Raw genomic sequence first — 19,734 nt, forward strand, 5'->3', positions numbered from 1 at the left:
GCTGGAGAATTAAGCCGTTGTCGCCTCTGGCCTACCGGCATGTTGTTCCCGGACTCCATCGGGGTTTCCACGTTCCACTCCTTCAAGACATGATTGGGGTAGGGCACCCTCTTAACCCCGGGGCCTGCGGTGTCCAATCCTCCATCTCGCAAAGGATGGAGGCCGCTTCGCGCTCTTCCGCGCCAGGCCCTAGCACCACCGAGAACGTCGCCATCGGCGTGGTGTAGGGATAACGAGGCGTCATCGAGGGTTCACTTGCGTTTGCCCGTCCAATCTTCCCCTTCACCTGTTGCGGCCCGATGGCACGGGCCGCTCTTGGGCTTTCACACTCGGCTTCACACCCCGCCGTTACCAGCGACGCATGCGAGCGTGGGGACGGATCTGGACACTGATCCGAGACGGCCCTCATGTTCAGGCTCCTTTCAAGGACCGTCTACTTGGGGTGGAGTGACTTCGTGTCGCACTTGTGGAATCCCTTCGGGTGCGGGGGTCAGCGGGTGTCGGCGAAGGCCGCCACCCAGGCCAGGGCGGAGTTCCAGTTGATCGCCACCTCGTTGGTGGAGAAGGAGCCGATGTCGTCCAGGTAGCACTTGGCCGGGGCGCAGCCGGGCAGGTTCTGCTGTGCCACCGGGTCCTGCAGCCCGGGGTTGGGTCCGCCGGCCAGCGCACCGGCCGGTGGGTTGGGCAGCTTGGGGTCGAGCTGGTTGGCCCAGTGCCGGTGATGCTGGTTGCGGCTGGCCCGTTCGCCGTAGCCGCTGACGAAGGACTGGTTGAGCGCGTTGCGGCCGAGCAGGTAGTCCATGGCCGCGAGCACCGCGTCCCGGTAGCCGGGCCTGCCGGTGAGGTCGTAGGCGGTGGCGATGATCATCGCGTTGTTGGCGGTGGAACTGGTGGAGCCCCAGACGTACTCGCCGGGGTTGGGGTAGCCCTGGGTCTGCTGATGCCGCACGTAGCCGTCGGCGACGGTGCGGATCCGTTGGCGGGCGGCGAGGACCCGGTCCAGGGGGAAGCGCAGGGGGTGGCGGGCGATGGTCAGGTCGGCCAGGCCGCCGGTGTCCTTCCAGGAGAACCCGGCCGGGGTGAGTGTGCTGGTGAGGTGGCGCAGGTAGCCGGGGTCGCCGGTGGTGGCGTGCAGTTCGGCCGCGGCCCAGGAGAACTCGTCGCGCACGTCGGTGTCGTCGTAGGGCCCGCCGCCCGCGGTCTCCCTGGGCGCGAACCGGTCCGGGTGACGCAGGGCGGCCTGCCAGGCGGTCTCGGCGGCGGCCTGGCAGCGCTGGGCGAAGGCGCGGTCCCAGCGGGTCCAGATCCGGGCGCAGCGGGCCCCGGCCGCGGCCAGGTTGAGGGTGGCGGCGGTGGACGGCGGGTGCAGGTAGCGCGGCTGCGGGTCCAGGTGCGGCAGCAGCGGGTGCCCGGTCCAGGCCAGGTCGTGGATCTTGTGGTGCGCCATGCCCGCGAGGGGCGCTCCGGCCGGGACCTGCATGCGCAGCAGGAACTCCAGCTGCCAGCGGGCCTCGTCGAGCACGTCCGGGACGCCGTTGCGCTGCTCGGGGATGCGCAGCAGACCGTCGCGCTGGCCGGTCAGGTCCCAGCGGTCACGGGCGCGTTCGTAGAGGTCCAGGAGCTGCCAGACGGCCAGGCCGCCGTTGACCACGTACTTGCCGTGATCACCGGCGTCGTACCAGCCGCCGCGCACGTCCAGGGCGTGCGCGCAGCCGCCGGGCAGGCAGGGCACCGCGGTGTCGCCCTTGTTCGGCGCGATGTCCAGGTGACCGGCCGGGCGGGCGTGCGCCGCGCCGACGTGCTGGGCCTCGATCGGCAGGCCGCTGCGGTTGTGGAAGAAGTACTGCAGGGCGTCCCGGCGCAGCTGTTCGTATGGCCGGTCCAGCAGGTCGAACGGCTCGCTGACCTCCTTGCCCACCACCAGGGTGTAGCCGGTGCCCCTGGCGCGGAGCTGGGAGAAGTCGGCCAGGTGCACGTGGTCGCGGGAGGCCGGGTCCTGGCCGTGCACCCGGGTGCGGCCGGTGGCCACCACCGCGCCGGTGGCGTTGTTCACCTGCCACGGCAACGATTGCGTGGCGGTGTCCACAATGGAGGCTTGTTTCGGGCCGTCGGTCTGGTAGCCGTGCTGGTTGACCCGGACCGCCGATCCGTAATGCCAGCCACCGCCCGGCGGGATGACGCCGCCGGTGAGCGAGACGTCATCCACGCACAGGGTGTAGGACTGGGTCGCGCCACCGGCCTGGAAGGACACCTGGGCGTGCCGACTGGCCACAGTGGACAGTCCGGTGAACTCGAAGGTCTGTGGGGTCTCGGTGAGCGTGACCTGCTTGTTGATCGTGCCGGTGTGCGGGGGCGCGTTGAGTTGCAGATTGATCCGGATCGACGCCTTGCCGGTGGCGGTGAACCGGAGCGTGTAGGGCTGACCGGCTTCCACGGGGATCTCGTTCTGGCCGATCATGGCGTCCCACGGATTCGTTGTCCCGGCTGGGATGTCCGCGCACAGGCGGCCGGCCTCGACCCGGGACGGCGTGTTTCCACTGCTCCACCACGGGGTCTTGCCGGTGTCGAAGGAACCGTTGAGCACTCGCTGGTAGGGCTGGGCGTGCGCGGGTGGGGCGAGGCCGATGAGCAGCAGGGGCAGCAGGGCGGTCACGGACAGCCTGCGGGTGGTGGTCATACCGGGGACCTCTCGGGTCGGCAGGGGTCCCGGCACAGCACGGCGTCAGTGCCGAATGGTCGACCCTGGCGGCCGCGGCTGTCAACGGTTACGCTGCTGTAAGCGCTTCCAATTTCACCAACAACTCCGGCTCTGGCGACGGCGTCACCGCAGCTAGACGGCACCGTATAATACTGTTATCGCTTCAGCGAAACCGACTGATGGGGTCCGATCCATGACCGAGCGGCCACCCACCCTGGACGCGGTGGCCCAGCGCGCGGGCGTGTCCACCGGCACGGTGTCCCGGGTGCTCAACAACGCCCAGCACGTCAGCCAGAAGGCACGCCAGGCGGTGGAGCGGGCGATCGAGGAGCTGGGCTACGTGCCTAACACCGCCGCGCGTTCACTGGCCGCGCGGCGGCGTGGCGCGGTGGTGCTGGCCATCTCCAGCGAGGATCCGGCGCTGACCGCGAACCTGTTCTTCGCCGAGGTGATCACCGGGGTGAACGCGGTGATCGAGGAGACCGACCTGCAACTGCTGCTGGTGCTGGCCGCCTCCCAGCGCGGCCAGGACCGGTTCACCAGGGTGCTGCACGCCGCCGACGGTGTGCTGCTGCTGGCCCTGCGCGAACACGATCCGCTGAGCAAACTGGCCGCGGACAGCGGATTGCCGGTCGTGCACGGCGGTCAGCCACTGGGCCACACCCCCCGGCACTACGTGGACGCGGACAACCGCGGTGGCGCCCGGCTGGCCACCGAACACCTGATCTCCCTTGGCCGCCGGCGGATCGCCACCATCACCGGCGGCACCGACCAGCAGGTCGCGCTGGCCCGCCACCTCGGCTACCGGGAGGCCCTGGCGCTGGCCGGACTGAGCGAGAAACGGTTGGCGCACGGCGATTTCACCGAGTCCGGCGGCGCGGCCGCGATGACCCGGCTGCTGGCCGAGCACCCTGACCTGGACGCGGTGTTCGTCGCCTCCGACGCGATGGCCGCCGGGGCGCTGGATGTGTTGCGGGAGCGGGGTCGCCGGGTGCCGGAGGAGGTGGCGGTGGTGGGGTTCAACGACATCGTCACCGCACAGCACACCCAGCCCGCGCTGACCACCGTCCGCCAGCCGATCGAGGCGCTGGGCCGGGAGATGACCAGGATGCTGATCCGGCTGATCAACGGCGAGCAGCCGACCTCGCTGATCCTGCCCACCGAACTCATCCGCCGGGATTCGGCGTAGCCCGCGGGATCGACGAAGAAACCCCGGTGGGCGAGGACGGGCCTCGCCCACCGGGGCAGGTGCGGGAAACTCAGCCGGCCACCCGGAAACTGCGTGCGGGGAAGGTCGGGAAGGAGTGCAGGTCGTTGGCCGGGATGGTGATCGCGTGCCCGGTGCAGTCGGCGGTGCGGAAGAAGTCAAGCGTGTGCGGGGTGTTGTTGAACTCCGCGCGCACCACGAAGGACGTGGTGGTGCAGGCCTTGCTTGGCGCTGGATACAGTTCGGTCTGGCCGGTGAACTGGATCGTCTCCCACACCCGCAGTCCGGTCGGGTGGGCCGGGTCGGCCACGGCCGGTGCGGCCAGACCGAGTGAACCGGCCAGCGCGAGTACCCCTGCGGCGTAGCTGATCCTCTTACCGCGCACTGATTTCTCCTCACTGAGCGCCACTGGTCGATCGCTCTTCGATCATGTTGGTTCAACATGAAAGTTTCAAGGCGAATGTCCCGGAGGGCCGACCTGGCAGCCCGCCGGGGCAGTCAGCGCAGCACCGGTAACGCGGGCTCGCCGGTGCGCACGGGTGTGCCGAGGTCGATCCGCAGCCGTTCGCCGTCCTGCGCCCACACCAGCTCGATCCAGTCCGCGCCCACGGTGATCTCGTTGAGCGCCTTGGCCTCCGGCGCACCGCTGAGCGTGGCCACCGCGAGGTGCAGGGTGGTGCCGCCCGCCGCACCGCGCAGTCGGGGCAGGGTGGCGAACGGGGCGTAGGCCGTGCCCTGTGGCGCGCGCATCTGGTCCTGTTCGGTCCAGCCGTGCAGCCCGGCCAGTCCGGACCGCACCTCGGCATCCGGAGCAGTGGCCCACCCGGTCAGCTCGACCGCGGCCCCCGGCGGCGCGCCGACCACCCGGTGCACCCGCAGCTCGACGGCGCCCTTGGCCACGGTGAGGCTTTCCACCCGCAGCCCTGGCACCATCGGCGGGCCGGACGGGAACACCGGGCGGTGCCAGGACGCCGCCCAGCCCCAGCCGTCCCCGGTCCCGGCACCCAGGGGCCGGATGCGGCGGCGGACACTGCGGATGCCGTCGACCAGGACGCTGAAGTGGTTGTCCGCCGGGTTGGTCTTGGCGGTGGGGCCGGTGTGCGTGGAGTAGGCCAGTCGGCCGTAGTGCGGGTCGTCCTGGGCGGCGGATTCGGGTTCGTGCGGGCGGACGTGGTCGCTGCCGTGGTTGTGCAGCCGGACGATCCCGTCCGCCCGGGTGGTCTGCACCAGCAGTCCCGGGCCGGGCAACGCGAGCACCCGGTCCGACTCCTCGACCGGCGCGGGCTGTTCGACATCCGTCCACAGTGGATGATCTGGTGGGGCGAGCAGGCAGACGAAGGCTTTGGACGCCCAGTAAGGGGATCCCGGTCCGGAATAATGCTGGAGCGTGGGTTCGTGCGGTCCGTGCCAGCCCAGGCTGAGCAGGTCGTCGGTGGCCGCACCGCGGTCCAGGAAGTAGCGCAGTGCGCCGCTGAGCACCCGGCGGGAGGCGCCGGGGGTGAGCGGGGTGTCGCCGGTGAGCGCGCCGAGGCCGATCGCGGCGGTGGCGGCGAAGCGGTAGGTGAGCGACCGTCCGAAGTGGATTGGCGCGCCATCTCCACCGAACAGCAACGAAAAGCTGTCCAGGTGCTCGCGTAATCGGTTCTGGTGCACGGTGTCCCGGTCCCCGGCCAGGTGCTGGTCCAGGACCGGGTACAGGTGCAGGGCCCAGCCGTTGTAGTGGTCGAAGGCGCGGCCGTCGCCGTCGGCGTACCAGCCCTGGCCGCGGTACCAGGTCTCCAGCAGTTCCAGGGCGCGGGTCCGGGCGCGGGCGGTGTGCGCGTCGGCTCGGCCGACCGACTCCAGGAATCCCGCTACGGTGTAAGGGAAGAGGTACCAGTTGTTGGGCGCCGGCACGTGGGTGAGCGCGTCGTGCAGCCAGGCCGCGACCCGGTCCTGGACGGCTGGATCCAGGTTGTCCCACAACCATTCCCTGGTCAGCCGCAGACCGAGGGCGACCGAGGCGGACTCGACCATGGGCTGGCCGTGGATGTGGTGATCGCGGATCAGCGGCCAGGACTCGTGATCGTCCCGGCCGGGCGTGGCCGTGCCCGCGGCCAGCCCCTCGGTGTAGCGGCCCAACCAGCCGTGCGGGTCCGCGCCCTGCTCTCCCGCCACCCGGAACGCGGCGGCCAGGAAGGTGCGTGCGAAGCCCTCCAGGCCGTCGGAGCGCACACCGCTGTGCGCGGGCCTGCCGGGCAGGTCCAGTCGGGCGCCGTGCGGGCTGGCCCAGCGCCAGGCCGCGGTGAGCAGTGCGTCAGCGGTGGCCACCCAGTGCGCGCGGGTGAAACCGGTGTGCGGACTCAGGTTCCGGTCTTCCTCGGGCAGTCTCATGCCAGCCGGTCCAGCCTTTCGCGTCGCACCGGGTGGGCGAACCCGACGCCTGTGCTCCAGCGGGCGATCTCGGCGGCGGCGTGTTCGGCCAGCCGCCCCCACTCGTTGCCCTGGGACCCGGCCAGGTGCGGGCTGATGAGCACGTTCTCGCTGTGCCACAACGGATGTTCCTTGGGCAACAGCTCCGGATCGGTGACGTCCAGCACCGCCCGCACCCGCCCGGCCAGTGCCGCGGCGGCCAGCGCCTCCTGGTCCACCACGGCGCCCCGGGCGGTGTTGATCAGCATCGCGTCCTGGCGCATCGAGTCGATCAGCTCGCGGCTGACCAGGCCGCGGGTGGCCGGCAGCAGTGGGGTGTGCACGCTGACGATCTCGCCGCGGGCGAACAACTCGGGCAGGCTCACCGGCTCGACGCCGAGTTCCCCCGCCTGCTCGTCGGTGACGTACGGATCGTGCAGCAGCACCCGGAAATCGTAGGGGCGCAACAACTCGATCACCCGGCGGCCGATCAGCGAGGCGGACAGGATACCCACCGTGCGGCCGAAATTGCCCAGCGTTCTGGAGGTGCTCAGCCACCGGCCGGGATCCTCGCCGCTGGCCCGGTACTCACGGGCGCGTTCCAGGACCTTCTTGCCGCTCAACAGGATCATCGCCACGGTGTACTCGGCCACCGGCAACGCGTTGGCCGCGGCGGCCGAGGACACCTCGATCCCCCGCTCCCAACAGGCTTCGGTGACATACCCGCGCACCGTGCCGCCGGTGTGCACCACCGCGCGCAGCCGGGGCGCGGCGGCCAGCACCTCGGCGGTCAGTGGCGGGCAGCCCCAGCCGATGATCAGGACCTCCGCCTCGGCCAGTGCGGCGCGGGCTGCGGCGGAGTCGAATTCGGCGAGCACGACGTCCGGGACCAGGTCGCACACCTGGGCGAAGGCGGCCAGCGCGGCCGGGTCGAGCACGGCCTCGGCGGCCTCGGGCGACATGGCTGGCACGGCCCGCGGGCGGCTCACTTCACCGCTCCCGCGGTCAGGCCGGAACGCCAGAACCGTTGCAGTAACAGGAAGGCCACGATCAGCGGCAACACCGCCAGCAGCGAGCCCATGATCACCAGCGGGTAGTACTCCGGGGACACCCTGGCCGCGCTGTTCCAGGCGTAGAGCCCGAGGCTGACCGGGTAGAGCTGCTGGTCGGAGAGCATCACCATGGGCAGGAAGAAGTTGTTCCAGATTGCGGTGAGCTGGAACAGGAACACCGTCACCACCCCTGGTCCGAGCAACCGCAGCGCGACTCGGAAGAACATGGTCAGCTCGCCTGCACCGTCGATCCGCGCCGCTTCCAGGACCTCGCCGGGCACGTAGCCCTGGCTGAAGATCCGGCCGAGGTACACGCCGAAGGGGTTGAACAGCACCGGGATGAACACCGCCCAGAAGGTGTTGACCAGTCCGCTGGCCGAGGCCATCAGGTACAGCGGCAGCGCCAGCACGGTCTGCGGCACCATCACCGCGGCGAGCACCAGTCCGAAGAGTTTTTCCTTGTGCCGGAACACGTATTTGTCGAAGGCGTACCCGCAGGCGACGCTCAGCACCGCGCTGATCCCGGCGCCGACCCCGGCGTAGAGCAGGCTGTTGAGATACCAGCGGCCGAACAGCCCCTTGTCCTCGGTGAAGACGTCGACCAGGTTCTGCCAGAAGGAGAAGTTGGTCAGCGACAGCACCTCGCTGTTGAACAGCGCGTCCCGGTCCTTGGTGGCGGCCAGCACCAGCCACAGCACCGGCAGCAGGGTGTAGAGCACGAACAGGCCGACCACGGTGTTGACCGCGATCCGGCCGAACAGTCGTGGGCGCAGCGCGACGGGCAGGTCGGTGGTGCTCATGCGGTCTCCCCACGGGCTGCGGTGCGGTTGCTCCAGCGGGTGATGCCATAGGACAGCGCGATGGTGGCCAGCAACAGGACCACCGAGGCGGCCGCGGCCAGGCTGTAGTTGTTGCGGGTGAAGGCCGCGTCGTAGATGTACATGCTCGGCGAGAACCGGGAGCTGATCATCGGCGTGGACTGACTGAGCAGCATGGGTTCGGTGAACAGTTGCAGTGCCCAGATCAGGGTGAACATCGAGACCATCACGATCGAGGGCCGCACCAGCGGGACCTTGAGCCGCAACGCGGTGCGCACCGGCCCTGCCCCGTCCACCACGGCCGCCTCCAGCACCTCGCGCGGCACGGCCTGCAGCGCGGCGTAGAAGATCACCATGTTGTAGCCGAGGTTGCTCCACAGCGCGATGTTCACCATGGAGGGCAACACGGTCTGCACGCCGAGGAAGTCGACGGTGATGTCGGCCTGCCCCAGCAGATCGATCACCGGGCTGAGGCCGGGGGTGTAGAGGTAGAGCCAGATGATCGCGGCGATGATGCCGGGCACCGCGTGCGGCAGGAACAACGCGAGCTGTGCCCAGGCCCGCAGCCGCGCGGCGCCGGAGTCCAGCAGCAGGGCCAGGCCGAGCGCGCCGACGACCATCAGCGGGATGTAGAGCAGGCAGTACAGCGCGACGGTGGCCAGGCCACGCAGGAAGGTCGGGTCGCTGAACACGGCCAGGTAGGCGCGCAGGCCGATGAACACGGTGGACTCCGGGCCGAAACCCAGGCCCGGCTGGTCGTCGCTGAAGAAGCTCAGCCACACCGCGGTGCCGACCGGGATCAGGAACACCACGGTGAACAGCAGGAAGAACGGCGCCATCAGCAGCGCGCAGGCCAGTCCGCCGCGCCTCACCCGATCACCTCGGTGGTGTTCAGGCCCAGCGCGCGCAGGTCCGGCATGGTCCCGCTGTGCGCCTCCCGCACCGCCTCCAGCAGACTGCCCTGACCGCCGCCGGCACGGGCGAAGCCGTCGTGCATGAGCTTGAGCGTGGCGGTCATCCGCGGCCCCCAGGTCCAGCCGTCCCGGATCTTGCGGGCCTCGGTGTCGAAGAGCTGGTAGATGTCCTGGCCGCCGTAGTAGGCGCGGTCGAAGGCCTGGCTGCCCACCTGGACCAGTGCGGAGGCGGTCGGATACTGGCTGCTGGTGCCGCTGGACAGCCTGGCGCGCAAGGAGTCCGGGTGCGAGACCTGCCACTCGATGAACTCCATCGCGGCCTCAGGGAAAGCGCTTGCCTGAGTGACCGCGAAAGTGGATCCCCCATGCGTGGCAACGGACTCCTTGGCCACGCCGTCCCACTGCGGCATGGGCGCGATCTTCCACAGCCCCTTCTGCGCGGGCCGGGCGTTCATCTGCGCCCCCGCGTCCCAGGCGCCGGTGAGCCGGGTCAGCACCCGGCCCTGGCCGATCTGGGCGTCGGCGTGCGTGCTGTCCGCCGCGTTGGTGTAGACCAGCTGTTCGTCGATGAGCCGCTGCCAGTAGTCGGCGACCCGCCGGGTGGGCTCGTCGGCGATGGAGACGTTCCAGGCGCCGCCGGTGGTGCTGAACCACTGCGCCCCCGCCTGCCAGGAGAACCCGGCGAACTGCGCACCCCCGTCGGTGGCGAACAACGCCAGCCGCCGATCCCCCGGTAACCGCCGGGCCACCCGCGCCAGCGCGGCGAACTCACTCCAGGTCCGCGGCACGGCGAGGTTGTGCTGGGCGAACAGATCGGCCCGGTAGTGCAACACCATCGGCTCGACATCCAGCGGAACCGTGAACACCCGATTCTCGAACGTGGTCAGCCCCCACGCCTGCGGCAACAACTTGGCCCGCAACCCATCACTGATCAACCCCGTCAGATCCCGCAACACCCCGTCAATGGCGAACCCCGGGACCTGGGGGTACTCGATGGTGGCCACATCCGGCGGATTCCCCGCCCGAGCCGCGTTGCTGAGCTTGGCGTACCCACCCTGCCCACCCGAAGGCACCTGCTGGAAGTCGACGAAGATCCGCTTCTGCGATTTGTTGAACGCCTCCACGACCTGGCGACTGCCCCGCAGCGAGGACCAGAAGGTGATCCGCACCGGCCCCCCACCCGGCCCCGGTTTACGCGGAGTGGGATCCGGACCGCAGGCGCCGAGCACCGGAAGCGCGACGGCCGCGGCAAGCAGCGAACGACGGCTCAATCGAGTCGACATCGGCGCCTCCGTTGGCAGGATGAGGTCACCGAATCCTGATCGCCTGAGCATTTCAGGTCAATAGAACGATCAGACAAACCCAAAACGGTCAAACGATCAGACCGGCCGGGTGGATCCCCGCACCTTGAGGTCGGGGATCAGCTCCACCCGACGACTCCGCCATTCGCCAGAGCTGGCCAGACGATGCAGGAGAAGCTCAGCGGCGGCACGTCCGACCTGGGCTTTTGGTGGGGCGACGGCGGTGAGGGGCGGGCTGCCGAGGGCGGCGACGACGTCGTCGTAGGCGACGATGGAGCAGTCGTCGGGGACGCGGATGCCGGCTTCGGCGAGCTGCTGGACGAGCATGAGGGCGTCGACGTCGCCGTGCAGGATTGCGGCGGTGGCGCGGTGCTCACGGAGGACGGCGGCGAGCGCGGACTGCTCGCCAGTCCGCCGCGGGCTGCCTGCCACGGCAGCGATCCGGAGCGCGCCCACTCCGACCCCGGGCAAACCAAATCCGGGATCGGCTCCGGCGGCGATCCCCCCGGAGGCCGCGACCATGCCTGGCTCGAACTGCCCGGCCGTCACCTCCGGCGCCAATCCCCGGCGACCCAAGCCCATCTCCGACTCCGCCGCACGACGGGCCGAGCCCACTTCCGACCCGGCTGCCAGGCCACCCGAACCCAGTCGCGACTCAGGCGCACGGCGACCCGAAGCCAACTCCGGCTCCGCCGCACCGCGATCCGAACCGACTGCCCAATCCGCCGCACCGCGATCCGAACCGACTGCCCAATCCGCCGCACCGCGCGTCAAACCCGACGCGGATCCGGTGGCACTCCGCTCGGCCGTCAGCGGCCCCCACTCCCCAGTCCCAGCCACCCGGACTTCCGGCTCCGCCCCCGCGTCAGCCGCGCTCAACACCACCGCCCAGTCCTCGATCTCCGCCCGGTACGAGGCGATCTCCGCGAACGCCGCCCGCAACGTCCGCGCCGTCGGACTGTCATCCCGCGCCGCCAGCACGATCCGCCGATGCCCCAGCGCAACCAGGTGCGCCACCGCCAGGTGCATCCCGTACCAGTGGTCCGTGCACACCGAGTCCAGCCCGTGCAGCGCACTGCCCGGCCAGGGCCGACGTTCCATCAGCACCAGCGGGACCCGCACCTGCGCCAGCCAGTCGTCGGCCAGCTCGGCCGCCGTGGTCCGCCAGCGGGGCGCGATCAGCAGTCCGCGCACGTCCTCGGCCAGCACCCGCTCCACGATCGGCCGCTCCGCACCCGCGACCTGCGGCGCGATGTGCAGCACCACCCGCATCCCGGCTTCCTCCAGCGCGGTGCGGGCGCCGTGCATGGTTTCGTGCAGGTAGGCGTGCCGTTCCGGGACGACCAGGGCGACCGCGCCGCCCTCGGCGAGCGGGGGTGCGGGGGTGGGTTCGGGGGCGCGCAGGGAGCGGGCGGTGCCGTGGCCGCGGCGGAGGGTGCCGGCCTTGGCGAGTTCCTCGACGTCGCGGCGGACGGTGACGACCGAGACGTCCAGCTCGGTGGCCAGGTCGGTCACCCGGACCGAACCGCGGGACTGGACGGCGGCCAGGATCCGTCGACGTCTGGCCTCGCTTGGCTCTCGCATCCGGTACCGCCCGTGTTCGTTTGATCGTTTGGCGGAGCATAACCGCGGATGAGCGAGCATTCGCAATGTAGACGTTTGCAGTGAGCGGTTGATCCGATGTGGTGATCGCTGACTTGGTCGACTGGCGGCGATCAGGTGGGGCTGCCGGGTGAGGTGGGGCGGGGTCGCCAAGCAGGGCGGGGTCGCGACGCGGGGCGGGGCGGATTCGGATTGAGGCAGGGAGCGTGAGTGGTCGACCACTCACTGCGGGCAGGGTTGCTGGTGGCGGGACAACAGGTGGCGGGGCGGGGAGACAGGGGCGATAGATGATCGGGGCCACGCGGGTGTCGGCGGATCAGCCCACGCCGCCGACGCCTCGCCCCACCGGGCGACGGGCGACCCGAGCTTTCGGCCCAACGAGCGGAGCGGGGCGGCCGGGAAACCCCAACCGCCCCACCCCCTCACGGCACAGCGTTGAACTGCGCCGAATACAACCGATGATAAGCCCCTTGCGCCGCAAGGAGTTCCTCATGATCCCCCTGCTCCACAATCCGCCCCGACTCCATCACCAGGATCACATCCGCATCCCGGATAGTCGACAACCGGTGCGCGATCACGAAACTCGTCCGAGCCGTGCGCAGGTTGGCCATCGCGTGCTGCACCAACGATTCCGTCCGGGTGTCCACCGAACTCGTGGCCTCGTCCAGGATCAGCAGCGACGGATCCGCCAGGAAGGCACGCGCGATGGTCAGCAACTGCTTCTCCCCCGCGCTGACGTTGCCGCCCTCCTCGTCGATCACCGTGTCATACCCCTCCGGCAGCGTGCGCACGAAGTGGTCCACGAACGCCGCCTTGGCCGCGGCCAGGATCTCCTCCTCGGTGGCGTCCGGACGTCCGTAGGCGATGTTGTCCCGGATGGTGCCGCCGAAGAGCCAGGTGTCCTGCAGGACCATGCCGATCTGGCCGCGTAGGTCCTCGCGTTTCAGGCTGGTGATGTCGGTGCCGTCCAGGGTGATCCGGCCGGCGTCGAGTTCGTAGAAGCGCATGATCAGGTTGACCAGGGTGGTCTTGCCCGCGCCGGTGGGGCCGACGATGGCCACGGTCTGACCCGGTTCGGCGACCAGGGACAGGTTCTCGATCAGGGGCTGGTCCTTGGTGTAGGAGAAGCTGACCTTCTCGAACTCCACCCGGCCATGTCGTTGTGCGGGAAGGGCGTTGTGCACCGGGTCGGGCTGCTGCTCCTCGGCGTCGAGCAGCTCGAAGACCCGCTCGGCCGAGGCAACGCCGGACTGCAGCAGGTTGGCCATGGAGGCGACCTGGGTCAGTGGCTGGGTGAACTGGCGGGAGTACTGCAGGAACGCCTGCACCTCGCCGAGGGTCATCGCGCCGCTGGTGATGCGCAGGCCGCCGACCACCGCGATGAGCACGTAGCTGAGGTTGGACAGGAACATCATCGAGGGCATGATCAGCCCGGAGATGAACTGCGCGCCCAGGCTGGAACCGAACAACTTCTCGTTGCGGCGGGCGAACTCCGCCTCGGACTCGCGCTGCCGCCCGAAGACCTTGACCAGCTGGTGCCCGGTGAATGCCTCCTCGATGTGCGCGTTGAGCGCGCCGACCTCACGCCACTGCGCCACGAACAACTTCTGCGACCGCTTGCCGATCTGGGCGGTGATCACCATGGACAGCGGGATGATCAGCAGCGCGATCACCGCCAGCAGCGGGGAGATGGTGAACATCATCACCAGCACGCCGACCACGGTCAGCAGCGAGGTCAGCGACTGGTTCAGTGTCTGCTGCAACGTGGTGGAGATGTTGTCGATGTCGTTGGTGACCCTGGACAACAGCTCACCGCGGGGCTGACTGTCGAAGTAGCGCAACGGCAACCGGTGCAACTTCTCCTCGACGTCCTCGCGCAGCCGGTACACCACCCGCTGCACCACCCCGTTGAGCAACAACCCCATCAGGTAACCGAACGCCGCGGCGACCAGGTACAGCCCGAGCACCCAGGTCAGCACCACGCCGAGCGCGGCGAAATCGATGTGCGCGTTGGCATCCCCGCGCATCCGGCCGAGCACACCGTTGAAGATGATGTCGGTGGCCTGACCCAGGATCTTCGGCCCGGCAACGGAGAAGCCGACGCTGAGCACGCCGAGTGCGAGCACGACGAACAGCCTGGCCCGCTCCGGCCGCATCCGGCCGAAGAGTCGTTTCGCCGAGGACTTGAAGCTCTTCGCCTTGCCCATGGGCATGCCCATGCCGGGAAAACGTCCGCCCATCGGCCCGCCCTGCGGCGGCCGGGGCGCGGTGCTCGTGGTGGGGGCGCTCATGCCGCCTGCTCCGGAGTCAGCTGGGACTGGACGATCTCCCGGTAGGTCGGGCAGGAGTCCAGCAGTTCGTGGTGGGTGCCGTTGCCGACGATGGATCCGTTGTCCAGCACGATGATCTGGTCGGCGTCCAGGATGGTGGACACCCGTTGCGCCACCACCAGCACGGCCGCCTGCCCGGTGTGCGGGCGCAGTGCGGCCCGCAGCCGGGCGTCGGTGGCCAGGTCCAGTGCGGAGAAGGAGTCGTCGAACAGGTAGATCTCCGGTTTCCGCACCAGGGCACGGGCGATGGACAGGCGTTGCCGCTGCCCGCCGGAGACGTTGGTGCCGCCCTGGGTGATCGGCGCGTCCAGCCCGCCGGGCATGTCCGTGACGAAGTCCTTGGCCTGGGCGATCTCCAATGCCTGCCACAGTTCCGCGTCGGTGGCCTCCGGATTGCCGTAGCGCAGGTTGCCCGCCACGGTGCCGGTGAACAGGTAGGGCCGTTGCGGCACAAGGCCGATCCGCTCCCAGAGCAGTTCCGGCGCGGCCTCGCGCACGTCCACCCCGTCCACCAGCACCGCGCCCGCGGTCACATCGACCAGGCGCGGGATGAGGGAGAGCAGGGTGGTCTTGCCCGCGCCGGTGCTGCCGATGATCGCGGTGGTCTGCCCGGCCCGCGCGCGGAAGGACACGTTGTGCAGCACGGGTTCGGCGGCGCCGGGGTAGCGGAACTCGACGTCCCGGAACTCCAGTTCGCCGTGCCCGCGCAACTCGCGCACCGGGTGCTCCGGTGGCCGCACCGAGGGTTGCGTGTCCAGCACCTCGTTGATCCGCTCCGCGCACACCGCGGCGCGCGGGATCAGGGTGGCGATGAAGGTGGCCATCATCACCGCCATCAGGATCTGCAGCAGGTAGTTGAGGAAGGCGGTCAGCGCGCCGATCTGCATCTGCCCCAGGTCCACCCGGTCAGCGCCGAACCACAGCACGGCCACGCTGGAGGCGTTGAGCACCAGGATGACCACCGGGAACAGCAGCGCCTGCACCCGGCCGACCCGCAGCGCGGTGTCGGTGAGCGCGTCGTTGGCCGCGGCGAACCGCTTGGTCTCACCCGGTTCGCGGACGAAGGCACGCACCACCCTGACCCCGGTGAGCTGCTCCCGCAGCACCCGGTTGACCTGGTCGATGCGGTCCTGCATCTTGCGGAACTGCGGCACCGTGCGGGCCACGATCAGGCCGATCGCGATCACCAGCACCGGCACGCAGACCAGCAGCAGCCAGGACAGGCCGAGGTCCTCGCGCAGCGCCATCACGATGCCGCCAACGCACATGATCGGCGCGGTCACCAGCATGGTGCACACCAGCACCACGATGATCTGCACCTGCTGGACATCGTTGGTGCTGCGGGTGATCAGCGAGGGCGCGCCGAAGGTGCTGACCTCGCGGGCGGAGAACTCGCCGACCCGGTGGAACACCGCGGCACGCACATCGCGGCCGAAGGCCATCGCGCAGCGGGCGCCGAAGTAGACCGCGCCGATCGAGCAGAGGATCTGAAGGAGGGTGACGGCCAGCATCCAGCCGCCGGTGGTCAGGATGTAGCCGGTGTCGCCGGTGGCGATGCCGTGGTCGATGATGTCGGCGTTCAGGCTGGGCAGGTACAGCGAGGCGATCGTGCCGATGAGTTGCAGCACGAGCACCGCCGACAGCTCCCGCGTGTACGGCCGTAGATAGGTACGTAACAGTCGGTTCAACACCGAATACCCCACAGAAGAAACGTTCCGTATCTTACGTTTCCAACGTAGGCTCCCCAGCTAAGAAACGCAACGTACTTAAAGGGGCAGGGTGAGCGAGCCGAAGTCACGCCGCCGCGGTGCCGAGCTGGAACAGGCCATCCTGGACGCGGCCTGGGCCGAGCTGAGTGAGACCGGGTACAACCGGCTCACCATCGAGGCGGTGGCCGCACGAGCCGGGACCAGCAAGCCGGTGATCTACCGCCGCTGGTCGAACCGGGCCGAACTGGTCCTGGCGGCCTGGAACCGCAGGCTGCCGGCGCGGATGGACCCCCTGCCAGCGGACACCGGGTCGCTGCGCGGCGACCTGGTCAAGATGTTCAGCGAGATCGCGCGGCGGGTCGAGGGCATGCTCAGCGAGATGCTCGCCGGGGTGATGGGCGAGACGTTCCGGCACCCGGAGATCACCGCGGTGCTGCGTGAACGCCTGCACAACTCGCCACTGGCCGAGGTGCTGACCAAGATCCTGGCCGAGGCCGCGACCAGGGGCGAGCTGGACCCGCTCGAGTTGTCCCCGCGCCTGATCCAGCTCCCGATCAACCTGGTCCGCCTGGAGGCCATCCACGGCGGCGAGAAGATCACCGACGACACCATCCACGCACTGGTGGACGAGGTCTACCTGCCGTTGTTGCGCGGGCTGGAACTCACCGCGCGGCAAACAGCGAGTTGACCTCGCCGAAGGGCAGGCCGTCGGCCAGCGCGCCGTAGCCGCCCGAGCCCAGGAGTTCCCGCGCTGCCCGTGCGGTGGCGGCGAGCGCGGCCTGGGCGATGCCGGAACCGACGCTGACCCTGGCCACGCCCAGCTCGCCGAGCCTGGCCACGGTGGGGGCGCCGGGCATGGCCATGATGTTGAGCGGGCCGTCCAGGGCTTCGACCAGGGCGGCGATGGTGTCCTCGGCGATGACACCGGGCACGAACACGCAGTCCGCGCCGGCGGCGAAGGCGGCGTTGCCGCGGGAGATCGCCTCGGCCAGGGCTTCGGGGCCGCTGCCGCCGAGCAGGTAGACGTCGGTGCGCGCGTTGAGGACCAGGTCCGCGTTGGCCTTGCGGGCCAGCCGGATCCGGTCCGCGGCGGCGGCCGGGTCGAGCAGCGCGCCGCGTGCGGAGTCCTCGACGTTGACCCCGGCCACGCCCAGCTCGGCGAGTTCGGCGACGGTGCCGGCCAGGTCGTCGTAGCCGCCCTCGACGTCGGCGGTGACCGGGATGGACACCGTGTCCAGGATGGCGCGGACGGCCGCGGTCATCCCGGCCCGGTCCAGGCCCTCGCCGTCCGGACGGCCGTGCGCCCAGGACACGCCCGCGCTGGTGGTGGCGATGGCCGCGGCGCCGGCGGCCTCGATGACGCGTGCGCTGGCCGGGTCCCAGGCGTTGGGCAGGACCAGCGGGCGGAGTTCGTGCAGCCGCCGGAACTCGGCGGCGTGGTGGGTTCGGCTCACTCCCCCAGCTTGTGTGCCAGGCGGGCACCTGCCTATCTTTTTCGCCTCAGCTAAAACGATGGGCAGGTCCGGTGGTCGCGATCGAGTTCGCCGCACAGGGTGTGGCCAGGGTGCGACTGTCCGTGTCCTGTCTGTGGGAGGTCATGGCCGGGCTGCGGATGCGACGCGGCGGCGAGGGCCGGGTGCTGCACGCCTCCTGGCTCGCGCGCACCGCGGGTCCGCCAACGGACTCCCTGCTGTGGCAACTGGTCCCGGCCGCACCGCACTACATCCCGGACTTCCTCACCCCGCCGCCGCACACCCCGGACCTGGCCACCGAACTGGCCGCACTGACCGCCACCCCGCCCGAGCTGGTGCGCGCGCACCTGGACCTGTCCGGCATCCCGAGGACCCCGGAAATCCTTGCGCTGCACGATGATCCGGCCGCCGGACTGACCAGGCTGGCCGCGGAGATCACCGGGTACTGGCAGCAGGCGCTGGCGCCGGACTGGCCGCGGATCCGGGCGCTGCTGGACCGGGAGGTCTTCCGTGGCGCGCGGGTGCTGGCCGAGCAGGGCATCGGCGCGCTGCTCAACGACCTGCACGAGTCGGTGCGCTGGGACGGTGCGGAGCTGACCGTGGCCAACAACCACTGCCAGGCCCCGAACGTCACCGACGGCCCCGGCCTGGTGCTGATCCCCTCGGTCTTCGTCTGGCCCTCGGTGCTCAGCATCTCCGCGGGCGAGGCCCCGCAGCTCGCCTACCCGGCCCGCGGCGTCGCGGCACTGTGGGAAACCCCTGCCGGCCCAACGGAGAACCTGGGCGCGGTCCTCGGCCGCTCCCGGGCGAGACTGCTGACCGAGATGACCGCACCCACCTCCACCACGGAGCTGGCCCGCCGCACCGGGATGTCAGCAGGCGCGGTGTCCCAGCACCTCAACGCCTTGCGCGGCGCGGGATTGGTGGCCAGTCACCGGGTGGGCAAGGGGGTGCTGAGCGCGCGCACCGCGCTGGCCGAGGCGCTACTGGTCGGCGGCGCGGGCTGAGGCGGCGGCGAGATAGTCGAGCGCGGCGGTCTCCTCGGTGAGCCAGCCGGTGTAGTCGACCGGGTTGGCGAAGAGCTGGGCGAACCGGTGCGCCACCTCGGGCACCCGCTGCGCGGTGTCCAAAGTGGACATGATGTGCGCCGGCGGCGGGTCGAGCAGGTCCAGGCTGAACCGGGTGGCGTGCGCGGCCCGCGCCCAGTACCGGGCGAACGCCCCGTGCATGAACTCCGCGTCGAACGGCCGATCCCCTTGCGCCACAATGGCTTCCTCGTAGCTGCGGGCGGCGTGCGCGGCCATGTTGGCGCCCTGCCCGGACAGCGGGTCGTTGGTGACCGCGGCATCCCCCATGGCCAGTACCAGCGCGCCCGAGGGCAGTGTGCCGACGGGCTGGCGGACCACCGGGGTGATCCCGCCGTGCAGGAACTCCAGCGGACCAGCGGGCTCGGTGCCGTCCAGAATGCCGCCCTGCCAAGGAAAATGCTCCCGCATCAACTGCTGGGCGCGGACCAGGTGCGCGTCCACGTCGGCGATGTCGTCCCAGCGGTCCAGGGGTCCGCCGGGCACCGCGAAGATCCCGGCGCCGTAGACCGGCCCGTCCACGGAGAGGATCGGCAGCCCGAAGCACTCGCCGTGCGGGCCGAGCGCGAAGCTGAGTCCGGGCGGCGGCGTGCCACCCCGCACGTACAGCACGCCGATACTGCGCTGAGGCTGGGTATGCGGCGAGAATTCAGGGTTGCGCGGGAACAGCCGGTCGAACTGCGGCCCGCGGCCCGCCGCGACCACCACCAGGTCGAACTCCCGCGCGTACGGCTCCAGATCGTCCGGGGTGACCCGGTGCAACCGGAGTTCACCACCGCGCCGGGCGAACTCCGTCATCCAGTCCGCGACCTTGACCCGCTGGTCAACCGACTGCGCCGGCTGATCCAGCGGCGCCTGCCAGGACATGCCGGGCGCGGTGAAGGAGACGGTCTCCACCGGGATCGCGCGCTCGTCCCAGAAGTTGATGCCGAGTTCGCGCTCGCGGACCAGGGCGGGGTGGAACACGCACTGGTTGGAGACCAGCCGGCCGGCCAGGACCTCGGCCGCGGCCCGCTCGGCGACCACGGTCACCGCGTACCCGTGCCGCAGCAATCCCAGCCCCAGCACCAAACCGGCCTGCCCGGCCCCGATGATCACGATCCGCCGCATGCCCCCGAGTCAACACCCGGCCTGACCGCCTCGCCCGCGAGTGGA

Annotated in this window: 15 protein-coding genes; 3 read left to right on the forward strand and 12 right to left on the reverse strand. The window is 70.2% G+C overall.

The window, feature by feature from the left end; genetic code table 11:
- Positions 1-490 precede the first annotated feature (490 nt).
- Entirely contained in the window at positions 491-2,677 is a 2,187-nt protein-coding gene (locus HNR67_RS32555; RefSeq protein ID WP_185006079.1) for a glycoside hydrolase family 9 protein, read from the reverse strand.
- 214 nt (positions 2,678-2,891) lie between these two features.
- On the opposite strand from HNR67_RS32555, the gene HNR67_RS32560 reads away from it, so the two are divergent.
- Entirely contained in the window at positions 2,892-3,887 is a 996-nt protein-coding gene (locus HNR67_RS32560; RefSeq protein ID WP_185006081.1) for a LacI family DNA-binding transcriptional regulator, read from the forward strand.
- A gap of 70 nt (positions 3,888-3,957) precedes the next feature.
- On the opposite strand, the gene HNR67_RS32565 is transcribed toward HNR67_RS32560, so the two are convergent.
- The 9 genes from HNR67_RS32565 to HNR67_RS32605 form a co-directional block, all read right to left on the reverse strand.
- Positions 3,958-4,290 carry a hypothetical protein gene (locus tag HNR67_RS32565; protein WP_185006083.1) on the reverse strand — a complete coding sequence of 111 codons (333 nt, stop codon included), beginning with the start codon at positions 4,288-4,290 and terminating at the stop codon, positions 3,958-3,960.
- A 113-nt stretch (positions 4,291-4,403) separates the two neighbouring features.
- The gene (locus HNR67_RS32570) at positions 4,404-6,278 is read right to left on the reverse strand and encodes a DUF2264 domain-containing protein (protein WP_185006085.1); all 1,875 of its coding nucleotides are present in this window, start codon (positions 6,276-6,278) and stop codon (positions 4,404-4,406) included.
- Positions 6,275-7,285, reverse strand: a complete 1,011-nt coding sequence (locus HNR67_RS32575; protein WP_312988509.1) for a hydroxyacid dehydrogenase — start codon at positions 7,283-7,285, stop codon at positions 6,275-6,277. The genes HNR67_RS32570 and HNR67_RS32575 overlap by 4 nt, the downstream gene beginning before the upstream one ends.
- A complete protein-coding gene (locus HNR67_RS32580) occupies positions 7,282-8,148 on the reverse strand; it encodes a carbohydrate ABC transporter permease (RefSeq protein ID WP_185006087.1) in 867 nt (288 codons plus the stop codon). Before HNR67_RS32580 ends, HNR67_RS32575 begins: the two co-directional genes overlap by 4 nt.
- A complete protein-coding gene (locus tag HNR67_RS32585) occupies positions 8,145-9,038 on the reverse strand; it encodes a carbohydrate ABC transporter permease (RefSeq protein WP_312988511.1) in 894 nt (297 codons plus the stop codon). Before HNR67_RS32585 ends, HNR67_RS32580 begins: the two co-directional genes overlap by 4 nt.
- Positions 9,035-10,363, reverse strand: a complete 1,329-nt coding sequence (locus HNR67_RS32590; protein ID WP_185006089.1) for an ABC transporter substrate-binding protein — start codon at positions 10,361-10,363, stop codon at positions 9,035-9,037. Before HNR67_RS32590 ends, HNR67_RS32585 begins: the two co-directional genes overlap by 4 nt.
- 96 nt (positions 10,364-10,459) lie before the next feature.
- Entirely contained in the window at positions 10,460-11,965 is a 1,506-nt protein-coding gene (locus tag HNR67_RS45190; RefSeq protein WP_185006091.1) for a substrate-binding domain-containing protein, read from the reverse strand.
- Positions 11,966-12,405: 440 nt separating this feature from the next.
- The gene (locus HNR67_RS32600) at positions 12,406-14,274 is read right to left on the reverse strand and encodes an ABC transporter ATP-binding protein (protein WP_185006093.1); all 1,869 of its coding nucleotides are present in this window, start codon (positions 14,272-14,274) and stop codon (positions 12,406-12,408) included.
- Positions 14,271-16,004: an ABC transporter ATP-binding protein gene (locus HNR67_RS32605; RefSeq protein WP_185006095.1), complete on the reverse strand. Its 1,734-nt coding sequence runs from the start codon at positions 16,002-16,004 to the stop codon at positions 14,271-14,273. Before HNR67_RS32605 ends, HNR67_RS32600 begins: the two co-directional genes overlap by 4 nt.
- Before the next feature lie 88 nt (positions 16,005-16,092).
- Between HNR67_RS32605 and HNR67_RS32610 the strand changes: the two genes are divergently transcribed.
- Positions 16,093-16,710: a TetR/AcrR family transcriptional regulator gene (locus HNR67_RS32610; RefSeq protein ID WP_185006097.1), complete on the forward strand. Its 618-nt coding sequence runs from the start codon at positions 16,093-16,095 to the stop codon at positions 16,708-16,710.
- Here the strand turns inward: HNR67_RS32610 and HNR67_RS32615 are convergent.
- Positions 16,685-17,476 (reverse strand): isocitrate lyase/PEP mutase family protein, encoded by a 792-nt coding sequence (locus tag HNR67_RS32615; protein ID WP_185006099.1) that lies wholly within the window; start codon positions 17,474-17,476, stop codon positions 16,685-16,687. The two genes, HNR67_RS32610 and HNR67_RS32615, sit on opposite strands and share 26 nt — an antisense overlap.
- Before the next feature lie 71 nt (positions 17,477-17,547).
- Here HNR67_RS32615 and HNR67_RS45945 point away from each other — a divergent pair, with 71 nt between their 5' ends.
- Positions 17,548-18,501 carry a helix-turn-helix domain-containing protein gene (locus HNR67_RS45945; RefSeq protein WP_185006102.1) on the forward strand — a complete coding sequence of 318 codons (954 nt, stop codon included), beginning with the start codon at positions 17,548-17,550 and terminating at the stop codon, positions 18,499-18,501.
- On the opposite strand, the gene HNR67_RS32625 is transcribed toward HNR67_RS45945, so the two are convergent.
- Entirely contained in the window at positions 18,478-19,689 is a 1,212-nt protein-coding gene (locus tag HNR67_RS32625) for a styrene monooxygenase/indole monooxygenase family protein (RefSeq protein WP_185006104.1), read from the reverse strand. The genes HNR67_RS45945 and HNR67_RS32625 overlap by 24 nt on opposite strands.
- Between the last annotated feature and the right edge of the window lie 45 nt (positions 19,690-19,734).

The organism is Crossiella cryophila (assembly GCF_014204915.1).
In the GTDB taxonomy this organism is placed as follows: domain Bacteria; phylum Actinomycetota; class Actinomycetes; order Mycobacteriales; family Pseudonocardiaceae; genus Crossiella; species Crossiella cryophila.